The organism is Verrucomicrobiota bacterium, from assembly GCA_037139415.1.
Taxonomy (GTDB): Bacteria; Verrucomicrobiota; Verrucomicrobiia; order Limisphaerales; family Fontisphaeraceae; genus JBAXGN01.
Genome location: JBAXGN010000200.1, coordinates 1 through 14,523 on the forward strand (window position 1 = coordinate 1; position 14,523 = coordinate 14,523).

Consider the following 14,523-nt stretch of genomic DNA (forward strand, 5'->3'; position numbering starts at 1 on the left):
CGCAGCCATAATCTGCTGGCGACAGACAATATCTATTTACGGATAAGCACTAAGCAGCACCCCGAACACGTCCAGCGTGCCGCCATTGGTGATGACCGTGCCGCCCGCGGCAGAGCCAAGCGCGTTGCTATTAGCGGCAATCACCGTGCCACCTTGGATTACCACTGGACCGGTGAAATCGTTTGTGGTGTTGATGGTCAGAGACCCTCCGCCTTGTTTCAGCAAACCGGTGATCCCACTTATCTTGCCGGGCCCAACGAAGGAATACGCGTTGTTTTGGTTGCTAATTTGGATGGAACCAGGAAGCAAACTGCCGGTCAGGTTAATATTCGTGTTCAGCGTGGCACTGTCGTCGAAAATCACCGCATTACCGTTAAAATAGTTTACGGGTAAACTATTATTGCTCCAATTCGCCGAGGCATTGATGTCCCAATTCGTACTTGTGGCACCGGTCCAGATGGCCGGCGTGGCGTTGGTAATCAGCAGATCAATGGTTGAATTAGCGGCATTGTTGACCAAAGTCGCGCCTATCTCCGGTGGTAAAACATCCAGCACAAACGCGGCATAGCCATTGCCACCGATACTTCCCTCATACTTGATCAGCGGGAATTGCCCAACCACGGTGTTAAGCCCGGTCAAACTGACCGTCACCGTGCCGTTGGCGATAAGGTTTGTGACATAAGCCGCCGGGATGCCGGTATTGCCGAGATATCCGAAGTCAAATTTCAGGGTAGAGTTTCCGCCATTACCCAGCGTGATTGCAGCAGCATTCAAAGAGGTCCCCGGACTGGTAACGGTCACTCCCAGCGTGGTCCCATCCGCCGAGGCATAGCTGCCACCGCCAATATTGAAGGTCGAAACAATCAGGCCGCCCGTCGTCACCAAGGTTGCACCGGTGTACGTGTTGGTGCCAGTCAGTGTCAGCGTGCCCACGCCAAACTTGGTTAAACCGCCACTCCCACCCGCTGTCAAAGACTGTCCGATGGTGATATCGTAGCCCGCCGTATCAATGATGGCACCACCGTTTTGAATCGTCGTGGCCGTCACACCGGTGAAGAAGGTCGTTGCATTGAGGCCGGAGCTGGGGCGAAGCGTGCCGCCGTTCCAATTAAAATAGCCGCTGGCCGTATTCAGCGCTTGGCGAATTCTGGGAACCTCCAAAGTTCCACCATTGAAATTATAGGTACCCACACTGCCCGCAGTTGTACCAAAGACGATGCCTGCGGCGGTATTGACGGTGTTTTGGTATTTCACCGCACCACCCGATTGATTGAACACACTGATCGTATTGGCCGCATCGCCGAGATAGATCTGATTAAAATACTGATCCAAAAGCAACTGCCCCGAACTAATGTCAATTTGGTTGGTTCCCACCAGGTTGGCAGTATAGCCCAGCCGCAGATTCATATTGCCACCGAGAGTCCCAATCTGCAGCGTAGCACCGTTGGTGATCACTAAACGCACGGTTTCCCCGGCGTCCGCATAAAACCGGACGGCACCATCTTCATTGGTCCACGACACCCCATCCAAAATAAAAGCGCCTTTATAAAGACCCAGCAAACCACTTTGCCTGGCTGGTACGGAGGATTTGATATGCAAGTCATTTGAACCACGCTTGTCCACCTCTGTCCCGGCGTTGAAAAACGGTCCGTCCAGGATCAGATCACCTGCCGTGGTGTCCACGTTTAATACATAACCGTTACCGCCGATGAGGTTGACTTCATTGGTGATCACACGCGCACCACCAAAAGTCCCCAAGGTTGCCCCGGCGGCTGGAACTGTGACAGTCAACGGTCCAAATCCAGCGGCACCATCATTTCCTAATTGCAGCGTCCCCCCCACAAGCGTCGTCCCGCCAATGTGGCTGTTATTACCGTTCAACGCCAAGGTGCCACTGCCGGTTTTTTTCACTGCGAGCGCCCCAAAACTGTTTGAAATCGCACCGGCAAAAGCACCTGAACTATTGGCATTTCCCACCGTCAACACATTGGTGCCCGTCCCGGCTGAATTATCAATGACGCCGCTGCCGCTCAGCCCATTAACCGTTTCGTTAAAACCAGCCAAGTCCAGTTTTCCATTCAAGACCACATTGCCTTTACCGCTGCCATCTGGAATGACCTCGTTGGCTCCCAACTGAAACGTGCCGCCCAGAATCAGCGTATCTGCACTGTAACTGTTGGGGACCCCCACATTCAAAAGGCCGGTTCCATCCTTGATCACGCGGCCAGACCCACCGATGCCCGAACCACCCACGAAGGTGAAATTCTTCACGTTATTGCTAACCACCACGCCGCCCGGATATACCTCGGCGACGATGTTCGCAGTATTGGTTCCCGTCGCCGAATCCTCAAAACGCACGGACGCACCGTGTGTAAAAATGGTGGCTTGGGCGCTGAGCAGATCGTACCAATTGGCGGTCGTGGCGACGTCCCAATCCCCGGCCACCACCCCGTTGGTCTGACCTTGCCAATATATATTTGGCGCCAGAGTAATCACCAGGTCCACCGAACTGTTGGCGAGATTGTTGGAGAGAAAACCTTCGACGCCTATGGGAAGTGAATTGCTCAAAAAGGTCGCGTCGCTCAAACCGCTGGCCGCGCCATACTTGATCAGCGGGAATTGTCCCACCGAGAAACCCGCGCCGGTTATGTTGACGTAGAACGTGCCATTCACGGTAAGATTGGTGGCATGGATGACCGGGCTGGCTGGATTTCCAGACGCTCCAAGCGCGAAATCGTTTGTCCCGCCAATGCCACCGCCCAGCGTCAAGGCGGAGGTATTCAAACTGGAACCCGCCGCCGCCACGCTGATGCTCAATTCCGTATTATCCGCAACGGAGATCGCACCGCCTCCAGACTGAAGGGTGGAGAGGACAAGTTTCCCCGCAGTCAGTGTGGTGGGGCCAGTATAGGTGTTTGCCCCCCCAAGCGTGAGCGAGCCCAATCCGTTTTTGGTCAGTCCGCCGGTACCGCCTGCCAACAGCGCCTGCCGAATGACGATATCGAGTCCGTCCGTGTCAATCTGCGCCCCGCCATCTCGAATTCTTGCTTCGGTCAACCCTTCCAAAAAGGTTGCGGCAAATTGTGAAGAACTGGGCTTTAGCGTACCGCCATTAAAATAGAAAAAACCTTGTCCAAGATTTTGGAGAATCCTCGGAATTAACAGCGTGCCGCCGTTGAAATTATAAGTGCCCGAACTATTGGCGCTATTCCCTAGCAGCAAACCACCCGTAACCTGGTAATTGTTCGTGTACCGGACAATGCCGCCACTTTGATACACCACACCAATGGTGCCCGCCGTGTCCCCCACGATAACCTGTTGAAGCGTTTGGTCCAGGATCACTTGTCCCGAACTCAGGTGCAGTTCATTGGTCCCGGTTAAATTCGCCGTCCCGCCCAGTTTCAAGTTCGGCGAGGCGCCAAAAGTGCCGAGGCTCAGCCAACCGTTGTTCGTGATAACCAAGCGAGCCACGCCCCCATTGTCGGCTGTCAGCCGGAAACCATCGTTGGTGATGGTGATGGAACCACCGTCGAGAATGGTGTTGCCATTATACAGGTCAGCTCCCTTGGCCCAGTAATTCGAGCCTTTAAACCGAACATTGCCTGGGTTATATTTTCGATAAGGTGGATTGCCTGTGGCGGTACCGGTCACGGTATCGCCCGCCACCACTAATTCGGCCCCGGCAGCAACATCCCAGAGTTTCGGATTGGATAACAAAGTCAGGGGGATGGAAATGCTATTGGTTCCCACCTGGTTGGTAATGCCAGCCTTGACCGTCAGTGAATTGCCGTAAAATGCAAATCCGCCGTTGGTGAAAACGAGCCCGCTAATCGCCAAACTGGCAACGTTATTCGTCGTAATTTTTCGGGTCTGGGTTCCAAACACCAGGTAATCATTATTGGCAGGAACACCGCTGGCAGACCAATTGGCCGCCGTGTTCCAGTTGCCGTCGGTTCCGCCAGTCCAAGTTTTGGTGGCTGCACCCAGGGAAGCGGGGTGCGCCAAGGCAAGTGCTGCATAGACCGGCATGATGAACTTGAAAACCAACGAGTCATTGTATTGATAAGCATTCATAGTGATTTAGTAGAGATTAAGTGGATAATCAACCCTTCCTAGTAATATGACAAAAAATTAAACGTAATTCTGAATTCTAATTTTGATGTGCGTAAGTTTGGAAATTAATCCATCCAACTTGGAAGTGTAACCTTGGTTCTCCAAGCGGTGGTATCCCACTGACGGTGCCACTTCAAACTCCACAAGTTGCGCAACCGGGTGGCCTGCACCGATCCATCAAAAAAGAGCACGTTAATGCGGTTATCATGACGTGGAAACGCAAAGTGCTGCATTTCAAAACCCGCGTGACTTGACGGGTTTGAATAGTCATCCGGCTCCGGCGATGGGATATATCCAGCCGTCGCATCATATCGCGGGCCGCCGCCGCGCCAACGGGCATCGGCAAAGAGGGGAATCGTATCGGCAGCATCCAGCACATTCAAACTGCCCCAGTGCCAGGCCTGTTTGCGCCCTTGAATATCCTGCTGGGCATCGTAGGCCCAGTCATTCATGGCATAGCTGGCCAAGTCATTCGTAACCAAGGCGCTAGTTCCCATGATATAGGCGGTATCGGCACCGCCATATTGTTTCCCACTGCGCCGTTGCGTCGCATTCGGGCACAATAACAATTCGCTCCGGTCTTTATAATAGCCTCGCAGCGCATCCAACCAATCGCCGCGCGCCCAACTGACATCGGTTCCCTGCGGAAAATGATTCTCGTTGTCATCCGTATAGAGATGCCAGGTGATGCCCCATTGTTTCAGATTGGAAATGCAGGAAACCGCCCGCGCCTTGCGCTTGGCCTTGGCCAATGCCGGCAACAGCAGGCTGGCCAGTGTGGCAATGATCGCGATCACCACCAACAATTCAATAAGCGTGAAACCACGATGCGCGGGGCGTCGCGCAATCGGATATGCTATGGGATAACTCCGGCGTGAAGCACCCGGACCGGCAAAGGATAATTTCAGTTTCATAGGCACGTAACTCTCATTTTGAGCCATGGCTGATCAGGGAGTCATTCAGACTTCCCAACCGTTTGAGTTCTACGCGCCTCTGGAGAGGTAGCTACCAACCTTGCATGGCTTATTAATTTTGACTGGTCTCTGTTTTCGATCGCTATCTTGGTGAATCTATATTTGTCTCGGGACGCGCAGGAGCACTGCGCGTCCCGAAACTTATGTTTACAAAAGGCGCTTGATGCCGGCATCCACCAGATCTTCCACTTTATCAGAATCCGCGTTGACATCGGCAAACAGCCAGGACGACAAATAGCGTTCTGCCGAGGAAGGGACAATGACCACGATTTGTTTACCGGCGTTTTCCGGACGCTTGGCCACCTGCAAGGCGGCCCAGATTGCAGCACCACTCGAAATGCCCACCGGAATGCCATCCAGCCGGTTGACTTCCTTGCTGATCGGGCCAGAATCCTCCTCGCGAACCTTGATGATTTCATCAATGATCTTGGTATTAAGCACACCGGGCACAAAACCAGCGCCGATGCCCTGGATTTTATGTGGACCCGGTTGGCCCCCCGACAGCACCGGTGATCCGGCTGGTTCCACCGCGATGGCTTTGAAGCTGGGCTTGCGTTCCTTGATGACTTCGCTCACCCCGGTGATCGTGCCGCCGGTACCCACCCCGGATACCAGGAAATCGACTTTGCCATCCGTATCACGCCAAATTTCTTCCGCGGTCGTTTGGCGATGAATTTCCGGATTGGCGGGATTGGAAAATTGTTGCGGAATGAAGCTGTTGGGAATTTTGGCAGCCAGTTCTTCCGCTTTCGCGACCGCACCCTTCATGCCTTTCGGCCCTTCGGTAAGCACCAGCTTGGCCCCGAGTATTTTCAACAGCTTACGGCGTTCCAACGACATGGTTTCCGGCATGGTGAGGATCAAATCCAGGCCCCGGGCGGCCGCGATGAACGCCAGAGCGATGCCCGTGTTGCCGCTCGTGGGCTCAATCAGCACGGTGCCGGGTTTCAGTTTGCCGTCGCGTGCCGCGGCGTCAATCATCGCCAGCCCAATGCGGTCTTTAACACTCGAAAGCGGATTGAAGAATTCCAGCTTCAGCAGGATTTCCGCAATGGCGCCGTGTTTTTTTGCGGTCCGGTTGAGCCGGACCAGCGGGGTGTTGCCAATGGTTTCAGCAATATCATTATAGATGCGTGACATGGTTTATTTTTCTATTTTTATGGTTGTTGGTTGTCAGGGTTGGCGGCAAAGGGATGCGGGCGCAACCTGCGTGCCCATCGAATTTGGTAGGAGGAACTGGTTTACCAAATGGCTCCGGATTATCGCAGGCGCGCCCGATATAATGTTTGTCATTATTAATCGCATCGTGGTCACAAGTTCGGCGCGAACGCCATGAAGATTTTGTACTCCGCAAGGAACGTCAGCAGTCCAACGGTGAACGCTTCCTGCTGCAGTTGTGGTTCGACAAGGTATGGGACTTCCAGCCGGATTTCAAATGGAGCCGGCGACTTGGTACGTGCCAGGCGCCAATATGGCTTCGTCCGATTCACGATTTTCCCGGCACTCAGTTTCGAGTTGGCAGGTCGGTGGCTCTGCTGCCCCAAAACGTGTCCGGCGGCGGAGATGGCTGGCTCCAGCACATGCTGCGCCAGCGTGGAACTACTGGTATATCCCAGAAATTCCGGGGAATTTTTCTGCGCATGCAGTTCAACCAGCCCATGAAACGGTTGACGGCTTAGTTCCGCCTGCAGAAGTTGGAGTTCCGGCTCTTTGGACTCGCTCCAGGATTCACGATCCAAATCTTTGCCGCTTCGTGAATGCTGGGAACGATCCTCATAACCCGTGGGATTGCAGAGGGGATACACAAACAAATAATAGTCCGTGGCCAATTCCGGGTTGATGTGCAGCCAGGCCAGCAATCCTGACAAGGCATGCACTCCCGCTGCAACGTCGCCGTGAATACCGCCAAACAAGCCCAAGCGGATTGGATCCCCACCGCCTTTGGGGCCAATAAACACGTAGCGCGGTACCGTATAGGTCTGTCCGTCCACCGTGAAGCCGCCCAGCGGCTGGGCCAACAAGCTTTCAGAAGTTTTCGCCAATTGTTCCAAGGGAACCAATGCATCCGCCAACGAGCGCAGGGGTCGCGTGGGAACAACCACCTTGTGCCGAGATTTAAGAATTGAGCTGCTCATAGTTTGATATCTTTGTAATGTAATTGCTTCGTTGGCTGTCGAACTTGGACGGCGACGGGATTCTGACCCCACCCCCACGCCAGTGGTCCCGCCGCCGCCCGGTTCAGCGTGCATTCACCGACCAACCTCCTTGGAAATTCGCTTCATCGCTTTTATCGGGCGCAAACTCGCGCTTGCGCCCGAATGATGACGTTATCAGTGAATTGTGGCTTTAAGCGCCTGATCAATATCCGCTTCGATGTCCTCAATATCCTCCAAACCGACGGAGAGTCGGATATAGTCTTCCGTGACACCGGTCTCCCGCTGCTCTTCGGCGGTGAGTTGCTGGTGCGTGGTCGAGGCCGGGTGAATCACCAGGCTCTTGGCGTCGCCAATGTTGGCCAAGTGGGACAACAGTTTCACCGAGTTGATGAACTTCTTGCCGGCTTCCAAGCCACCTTTGATACCAAAGCCCACCAAGCCGCCGAAGCCATGCTTGAGATACTTTTGCGCCAGCGGGTAGCTGGGATCACGTTCCAAGCCAGGATAGGTCACCCACTTGACTTGCGGATGCGTGAGGAGGAACCGAGCCACTTCCAGCGCATTCTCGGAATGTCGGCGCTGACGCAAGTGCAGCGTTTCCAAACCTTGCAGGAACTGGAAGGCGTTGAACGGACTGAGGGCCGCGCCAATATCACGCAGCAGCGTGACCCGGACCTTAAGGATGAACGCCACGTTGCCCATGCCGGGCACATTACCCAGCGCATCCCAGTATTGGATGCCGTGATAGCTCGGATCCGGCTCGGTGAATTCGGGAAATTTCCCGTTGTTCCACTTGAACTTGCCGGAGTCCACAATCACACCGCCAATGGAAGTGCCGTGCCCGCCAATGTATTTGGTGGCGGAATTGGCCAGAATGTCAGCCCCATAATCAATGGGTTTGACCAAGCCGATGCCGACCGTGTTATCCACCACGAACGGGATGCCTGCTTCATGCGCAATCTTGGCCAGCGCTTCAAAGTCCGGCACATCCAGTTTGGGATTCCCAATGGTTTCCGCGTAAATGGCGCGGGTCTTGGGTGTAATAGCGCGGCGAAATGCCTCCGGATTGCGCGAATCCACAAATTTCACCGTCCGCCCCAGCTTGGGCAGGGTGTGATGAAAGAGTTGGTACGTGCCCCCATAGAGGTTGTTGGCCGCGACAATCTCGTCGCCCAACTGAGTGATCGCCAATAGCGAATAGGTAATAGCCGACTGGCCAGAGGCAACTCCCAGCGCCCCAGTGCCCCCTTCAATCGCCGCCACACGCTTCTCAAATACATCCGTGGTTGGATTCATCAACCGCGTGTAAATATTGCCAAATTCCTTCAATGCAAACAGGTTGGCAGCGTGCTCGGTACTTTTGAATACGTACGACGTGGTTTGGTAAATCGGCACCGCGCGCGCCGTGGTCGTCGGATCGGGTTCCTGGCCCGCGTGCAGGGCCAAGGTTCCCAGTTTGTTGGTTGGAAATGCCATAATAGTGTCTTTCTATTACAAACTACTGGCAGTGATTTAAAACTCGAACTTGGTCGTAATACCCCAGACCCCATTGGCCTGGTGGTTCAACACGTCGCCAAAGCGGCCATAGCCGGCCGCGATCGTGAAGTGCTTGTTGACCACGTAGGCGACATCCAGCGTGATCCAATCGCTTTCCTTGCCGATCAGCGGCGAGAGCGATTTGTAGGCGTTGGGCTTCTGCTTGTATTCCGCCGCCAAGGCCAGACTATCCGTGATGAATACCACCACGCTGCCTTCAGCCACGAAGTTGTACCCGCTCGTGAAGCCTAACAGGCCCAGGTGCGCACCTTCCGTGGCGCGCCCACCCACGTTCAACAACACCGGACGGGGTAACGCAGTGATTAACTTCGATGCGTACAGGGTGAAATCCACCCCGTCATTACCCCGGATGCCCAGACCTTTCAGCGTGCCGAGAAGTTGATTGTTGATGGTGTTGATACCCTGGTTGTTTTTGTAATGAGCACCGAACGTCACCGCCGGCAGCCACTTGGTGTCAAAATCGTTCTCCTTCAACAACTGAAACCGCGCATTGGCGTTGTACAAAGAAACCGATTTATCAATGGACAAGCCCGTCGCATTCTGCACCGCCTGTGGCAAATCCCCCAATCCAAGATAATCATACCCGAAACCCAGTTCGACTCGTTCGTGAGGAGACTCGGTTAGCGTGAAGGCTTCCAGCGCGGTACCATGCCCGATCTGCACATGGGCAAACCCAACACTTGGCCGCCCAATCGGCTCGTTATTGCGCGGCGGATTCACCAAGTAGGCTGACAGCGTCGAAAAAATACCGCCGTTACCTTCAATCTGATGCAACGGCAGCGGCGGTCCCTTTTCCGCCTTGGCTTCGGGTTTCGCGGCATCCTGCGCCTGGAGATGTCCCCCGACCAGGGTGATCGCTGCTGCCAGGGTAGCCCCCAAGAGCGCGCGTTGTGGTTTATTGCCGTTCAGGATTTCTCCACGGTGGTTTGAACTTTTCATGGTCCCTTTCAATGTTTGCTTGTTTTTTTGTTGTTTCTATTTGCCCGCCCTTGCTGCTTTTTCAGCCGGGCAGGCAAAAGTGTTTATTCCTTCCCGTCCTCCTGACGGTTGGAAAATGATAAAACCGGGGGCGGATCAAGCCGCACCCGTTCCGTCCGGTCAATCTGGGTGACGCGTGCGTTATGCACCACGATTTGCACCACCCCATATTGCAGAGAGTTGACCTGGTGTTGTACTTCCTCGAGCCACTGCTCCGAATTGAGCGTGGCGGGCCGGACCGGTACAGTTTTTTCTTTTGCCATAACATTATACGACTAAACTAGTCGTTATTAAATTTTCAAAAAATGAACCGCCGTTTCGTTGCCGAAACTGCGAGGTTATTTCGCTTTCCGGTCGAACCATTCGGTTCTATTTTGTCAAATCAATCGTTACAATAACGATTAACTTGGTCGTATATTGACACATGTCGAAACGGGCGTCAAATATTTTTTTTACTTTTTTTAGCCCGGTTTGTTTGAGGAAATCAGATCCCCTCACCAGCCAGGAAACTGGGCGCGAGCACTTCCTTGGTCGTTACTGGCGCGCCTTTGGCCACTTCCGCCAGCGTTGCACGATCCATCAGTTGCGCCACATAATTACGGGCGTCGAGGAACAAACGTCGAAACCGGCAGACTGACTCCTGCGTGCAGCGCTTGTAACCATACACCGAGACGCATTCCAACGGGGCCAAAATACCGTCAAAATAGCGCACCACTTCACCCATGGTGATCTGGTCCGGTTTTTTGGCCAGCACATAGCCACCGCGAATCCCGGCCTCGCTGCGTACCCAGCCCTTGACTTTCATGTCCAGCATAATGTGTTCGAGAAAACGTTTCGGCACATCATTGCGTCGGGCCAATTCGCGAATGGGAATGGGCTCGCCACCATGATGTTCCACGAGGGTGAACAAAACCCGCAGCGCGTAATCCGTCTTCTTCGAAATTTTCATTGCCAATAACGTTAGCTTAAGTCGTCTTTTAGTCAAACTCAAGCGATTGAATAAGTAACGCGGACAATCAGCGCCCATGTCGTAATCGCGCCGCAGTGCCCGATGTCTGGATGCTGAACCAGTTTCGAGAGCAGATCGGTGTAGCGGGCTTGCGACGGATCCTCCTGCGGCCTTGTTAAATATCCATCTTGAGGTTTCACCGCCGTTATGGTGGAGTTTCCACCGAAGAAAGTAATAATTTATGAATAAAATCGGCATTATCGGCGGCACCGGCCTGTACCAGATTGAGGGATTCACCAACCAGAAATGGGTGACGGTCAAGACCCCGTTTGGCGCACCGTCGGATCAATTGTTAACCGGCCGGCTCTCCGGCCGGGACGTGGTGTTCCTGCCGCGGCATGGACGCGGGCACCGCATCCTGCCCACCGAACTGAATCATCGGGCGAACATCTGGGCGATGAAAAAGCTCGGCGTCGCGTGGATTTTAAGCGTGAGCGCCGTCGGCTCGCTGCAAGCGAAATACAAGCCGTGCGACATTCTTTTGCCCAACCAATTCCTGGACCGCACCAAGCAATCGCTCAACCACACTTTCTTTGGGCGGGGCATTGTGGGTCATGTGGCGTTTGCCGATCCGATCTGCGAGGAGCTGCGCCAGATACTGCTGGACGCCGCGCACGCACTCAAGGCGCGCGTGCATGACGGCGGCACCTATGTGTGCATGGAAGGCCCCGCCTTCAGCACCCGCGCGGAATCCATGGCCAATCACAAGGCTGGCTACGATGTGATCGGCATGACCAATCTCGGCGAAGCCAAGTGCGCGCGCGAGGCGGAGATCGCCTATGCCAACCTGGCGATGGTCACGGATTATGACTGCTGGAAAGTGGACGAGGAACACGTCACGCTGGAAATGATCATCGAGTTCCTGCACCGCAATGCCGCCACGGCCAAGGCGATTGTCGCCAAGGCCATTGAGTCCATCCCCACGCAACCGGGTTGCAAGTGCCAGCGCGCGTTGAAAAACGCGTTCCTGACCGACCGCAAATTGTGGCCGGCCAAAACCATCAAGGAACTTAAGCCCATCCTGCAACCTTACCTGTAACCCATCACGAATCAGCCCACTGATATGCTTAACGTCGCCATTCTCGGAACCGGGGCCATCTCCGACAGCCATATCCAGGCTTACCTCAAGTTCAAGGATCAATGCCGCATCGTGGCCGTGGTGGATTTGTTCCCCGACAAAGCGGCGGAAAAGGCCGCCAAGTACGGACTGAAGGTCAACGTCTATAAGGACACCCAGAAACTGTTGGCGCGGGAAACGTTCGAGCTAGCCTCCATCTGCCTGCCCCCCTTCGGCCACGCATCCACTTCAGTGGAACTGTTGAAGGCCGGGAAACATGTGCTGGTGGAAAAACCGATGGCCACCTGCCTGGAGGAATGCGATGCCATGATCGCGGCGGCGCAAGCCAGCGGCAAGCTGCTCTCCATCGTCGCCCAGAACCGGTTCAAGACGCCGATGATGAAAATGAAGCGGCTATTGGAAACCGGGGTGCTCGGCAAGGTGCTGCATGCCCAGGTGGATTCATTCTGGTGGCGGGGCGGCAACTACTATGACCTGTGGTGGCGCGGCACATGGGAAAAGGAGGGCGGCGGCTGCACCATGAATCATGCCGTACACCATATAGACATCTTCCAATGGATGATGGGCATGCCCGCCGAACTGCAATCCCTTGCGTTGAACCTGGCACATGAAAACTCCGAGGTGGAAGATTTCTCCACCGCGATCCTGAAGTACGCCAATGGCAGCGCCGGGCAGATCACCGCGTCGCTGGTGCATCACGGTGAGGAACAGCAACTGGTATTTCAATCGGAACGCGCCAAAGTCGCCGTGCCCTGGCAAATCAAAGCCGCCAGGCAGAAGGAAAACGGGTTCCCGGAGGAAAACGCCGAAGTGATGGCGCAGATTCAGGATGTGTACGAAAAAACCCCCGCCATCCCGCACGAGGGACACGACGGCCAGATCGCGAACCTACTGGCCGCCATTGAAGGCCGGGAAAAACTGCTGGTGGACGGACGGGAAGCGCGCAAGACCCTGGAACTGATCACCGCCATCTACCTCTCCAGCCACCTGGGACAGAGAGTCACGCTGCCGTTAAAACCCACCGACTTGTTTTATTCGCGCGAAGGCGTGCTGAAAAATGCGCGTCACTTCCATGAAAAGACCAAGAGCGTGGAAAACTTCGCCAACAACGATATCACGTTGGGGAGAAATTTGGGGAAATAGGGGCGGGGTACACAGCGTCGAAGTCTTGCGCCACCGCCAAGATCATGTATAAGCTAAATCCATGGATAAAACCATCTGGTGCTTCGTGGATGAAAGCTGGCATGGAAATGGCCGGGAGCATATCGGTGTTCTTGCCGCCGCAATGGGGGCCAAGCGTGACTTTGACGCTTTGGACAAGGAAATCTATCGCGTTCGCAAGAAGTATTTTGGCGAAGCACACGCACGGGATTTGCGCAGCGAATTGAAAGGGAAGGATCTTTTTAGCAATTTCAGTTTCAAGCAGCAGCAAACGGGGTACTCAAAGAATTTATCCGCCGCCCGCGAAATTTTGGAGTGGATGGGGACCTCCTCCATTCGTTTGGTTGCCGTCTGCATTTATGGGGACACCAAACCGCCGCTATTGTCCTCGGACTTAAAACTTTTGTCCGTTCCTTTTCGGGAATTATGCGTCAGGCTATGGGCGCAAGTGCCTGCCAACGAGTATGGCCACTTGGTTTTTGATCAACGGCTGGGAGCGCAGGAGGATATCAGCATTTCCATTTTCAACTATCTGGCCGGCATCAAAGGCGATCAGCGCTTGCTTCCACATCCGTTAATCGGCGTTTCAAATGTCTGGTCAGGACTGCAACTGGCGGACATGGTGGCCTATATCATCGGAAAGTATTCCATGGGGGATGATCGGTTTGACATTTGGTATCGCCGGCTCAAAAAATTTCAAGCCGAAGGCAAAGATCATCATGGTCAGAGTGTTTTTGGTTTCTTAAGGCTCCAGTGGGATGGCAAGGATCAGTATGTGGTGCGAAAAATCAGAACAAAAAAATAGAGCTGGGGGCTTCCGGGAAGGAAGCGTGTTGAGACCGGGCAGGCCTCACTCCAGCTCGTTGAGTAAAATAAGCCTGATATCGGGGCGTTGCAAGCCCTTTTATCCTTAATTCTCACCCTTCACTTCACGCCGCGCGGCGCAAGGCCAGAATCAAGGCATTGATCGTGTTCAGGATTGTCCCCACCTCCCATTGCGTGGGGGGATCGCTCACCACGAAATCCATCGTGGCCACGCCGTTGCTATTCGCGCTGCTGTTGGCGATGAGGGCCGCGCTGAGGTTGTTCAGGGCTTCCGCCAACTGTGCGGCGGTGACTTCGCCGGGATCACCCTTATCACCCTTCGGTCCGGGCGGTTCGGCGGGGAGGGCGGCGATTTGCGCCCGCAGCTCATCCAACTCCGCTTTGATGCCGTTGAATTGGGCGCGCAACTCTGCAGCTCTGATCAATGAGTTATTTTCCGGTTTGGTGGGATCAAATGACATAACAATTTAATGCTTTAAGTGGGGCCGGTTATTCGACCTCACATATTCAATATCGGCAACGGAGGTGACGCCTTAAACCTTTTTCAATCATCCCCAACGGGGATGTGGCCTTCAGCCCAAGGTTGGTTCGCGCTGGGAAATAGGGGACGCGAACCTACCTTATATGTTCCCTGCGATGAATTTGATCACAAGCGTCATGATTGTCCGGCAG

General features: G+C 54.4%; 12 protein-coding genes. 3 read left to right on the forward strand and 9 right to left on the reverse strand.

All coding sequences use genetic code 11. The features are described from left to right. Positions 1-36: 36 nt before the first annotated feature. The 8 genes from WCO56_24940 to WCO56_24975 form a co-directional block, all read right to left on the reverse strand. Positions 37-4,074 (reverse strand): autotransporter-associated beta strand repeat-containing protein, encoded by a 4,038-nt coding sequence (locus tag WCO56_24940; protein ID MEI7732842.1) that lies wholly within the window; start codon positions 4,072-4,074, stop codon positions 37-39. A 104-nt stretch (positions 4,075-4,178) separates the two neighbouring features. Continuing rightward, complete coding sequence (locus WCO56_24945; GenBank protein ID MEI7732843.1) at positions 4,179-5,027, reverse strand: prepilin-type N-terminal cleavage/methylation domain-containing protein; 849 nt, start codon at positions 5,025-5,027, stop codon at positions 4,179-4,181. A 207-nt stretch (positions 5,028-5,234) separates the two neighbouring features. Next, entirely contained in the window at positions 5,235-6,227 is a 993-nt protein-coding gene (gene cysK / locus WCO56_24950; GenBank protein MEI7732844.1) for a cysteine synthase A, read from the reverse strand. Between the two features lie 170 nt (positions 6,228-6,397). Next, positions 6,398-7,222 carry a hypothetical protein gene (locus WCO56_24955; protein MEI7732845.1) on the reverse strand — a complete coding sequence of 275 codons (825 nt, stop codon included), beginning with the start codon at positions 7,220-7,222 and terminating at the stop codon, positions 6,398-6,400. 195 nt (positions 7,223-7,417) lie between these two features. Further along, the gene (locus WCO56_24960; protein ID MEI7732846.1) at positions 7,418-8,719 is read right to left on the reverse strand and encodes an O-acetylhomoserine aminocarboxypropyltransferase/cysteine synthase; all 1,302 of its coding nucleotides are present in this window, start codon (positions 8,717-8,719) and stop codon (positions 7,418-7,420) included. A 36-nt stretch (positions 8,720-8,755) separates the two neighbouring features. Beyond that, a complete protein-coding gene (locus tag WCO56_24965) occupies positions 8,756-9,739 on the reverse strand; it encodes a DUF3034 family protein (GenBank protein ID MEI7732847.1) in 984 nt (327 codons plus the stop codon). A gap of 83 nt (positions 9,740-9,822) precedes the next feature. After that, positions 9,823-10,041, reverse strand: a complete 219-nt coding sequence (locus WCO56_24970) for a YezD family protein (protein ID MEI7732848.1) — start codon at positions 10,039-10,041, stop codon at positions 9,823-9,825. 221 nt (positions 10,042-10,262) lie between these two features. After that, positions 10,263-10,727, reverse strand: coding sequence for an Rrf2 family transcriptional regulator (locus WCO56_24975; GenBank protein ID MEI7732849.1), 465 nt, complete (start codon positions 10,725-10,727; stop codon positions 10,263-10,265). A 241-nt stretch (positions 10,728-10,968) separates the two neighbouring features. Here WCO56_24975 and mtnP point away from each other — a divergent pair, with 241 nt between their 5' ends. The 3 genes from mtnP (at position 10,969) to WCO56_24990 (ending at position 13,831) form a co-directional block, all read left to right on the forward strand. Then, the gene (gene mtnP, locus WCO56_24980) at positions 10,969-11,826 is read left to right on the forward strand and encodes an S-methyl-5'-thioadenosine phosphorylase (GenBank protein MEI7732850.1); all 858 of its coding nucleotides are present in this window, start codon (positions 10,969-10,971) and stop codon (positions 11,824-11,826) included. Positions 11,827-11,850: 24 nt separating this feature from the next. Then, complete coding sequence (locus WCO56_24985) at positions 11,851-13,008, forward strand: Gfo/Idh/MocA family oxidoreductase (protein ID MEI7732851.1); 1,158 nt, start codon at positions 11,851-11,853, stop codon at positions 13,006-13,008. A gap of 61 nt (positions 13,009-13,069) precedes the next feature. Continuing rightward, positions 13,070-13,831, forward strand: coding sequence for a DUF3800 domain-containing protein (locus WCO56_24990; GenBank protein ID MEI7732852.1), 762 nt, complete (start codon positions 13,070-13,072; stop codon positions 13,829-13,831). A 124-nt stretch (positions 13,832-13,955) separates the two neighbouring features. Here the strand turns inward: WCO56_24990 and WCO56_24995 are convergent, their stop codons facing one another. Next, a complete protein-coding gene (locus tag WCO56_24995; GenBank protein ID MEI7732853.1) occupies positions 13,956-14,312 on the reverse strand; it encodes a hypothetical protein in 357 nt (118 codons plus the stop codon). Between the last annotated feature and the right edge of the window lie 211 nt (positions 14,313-14,523).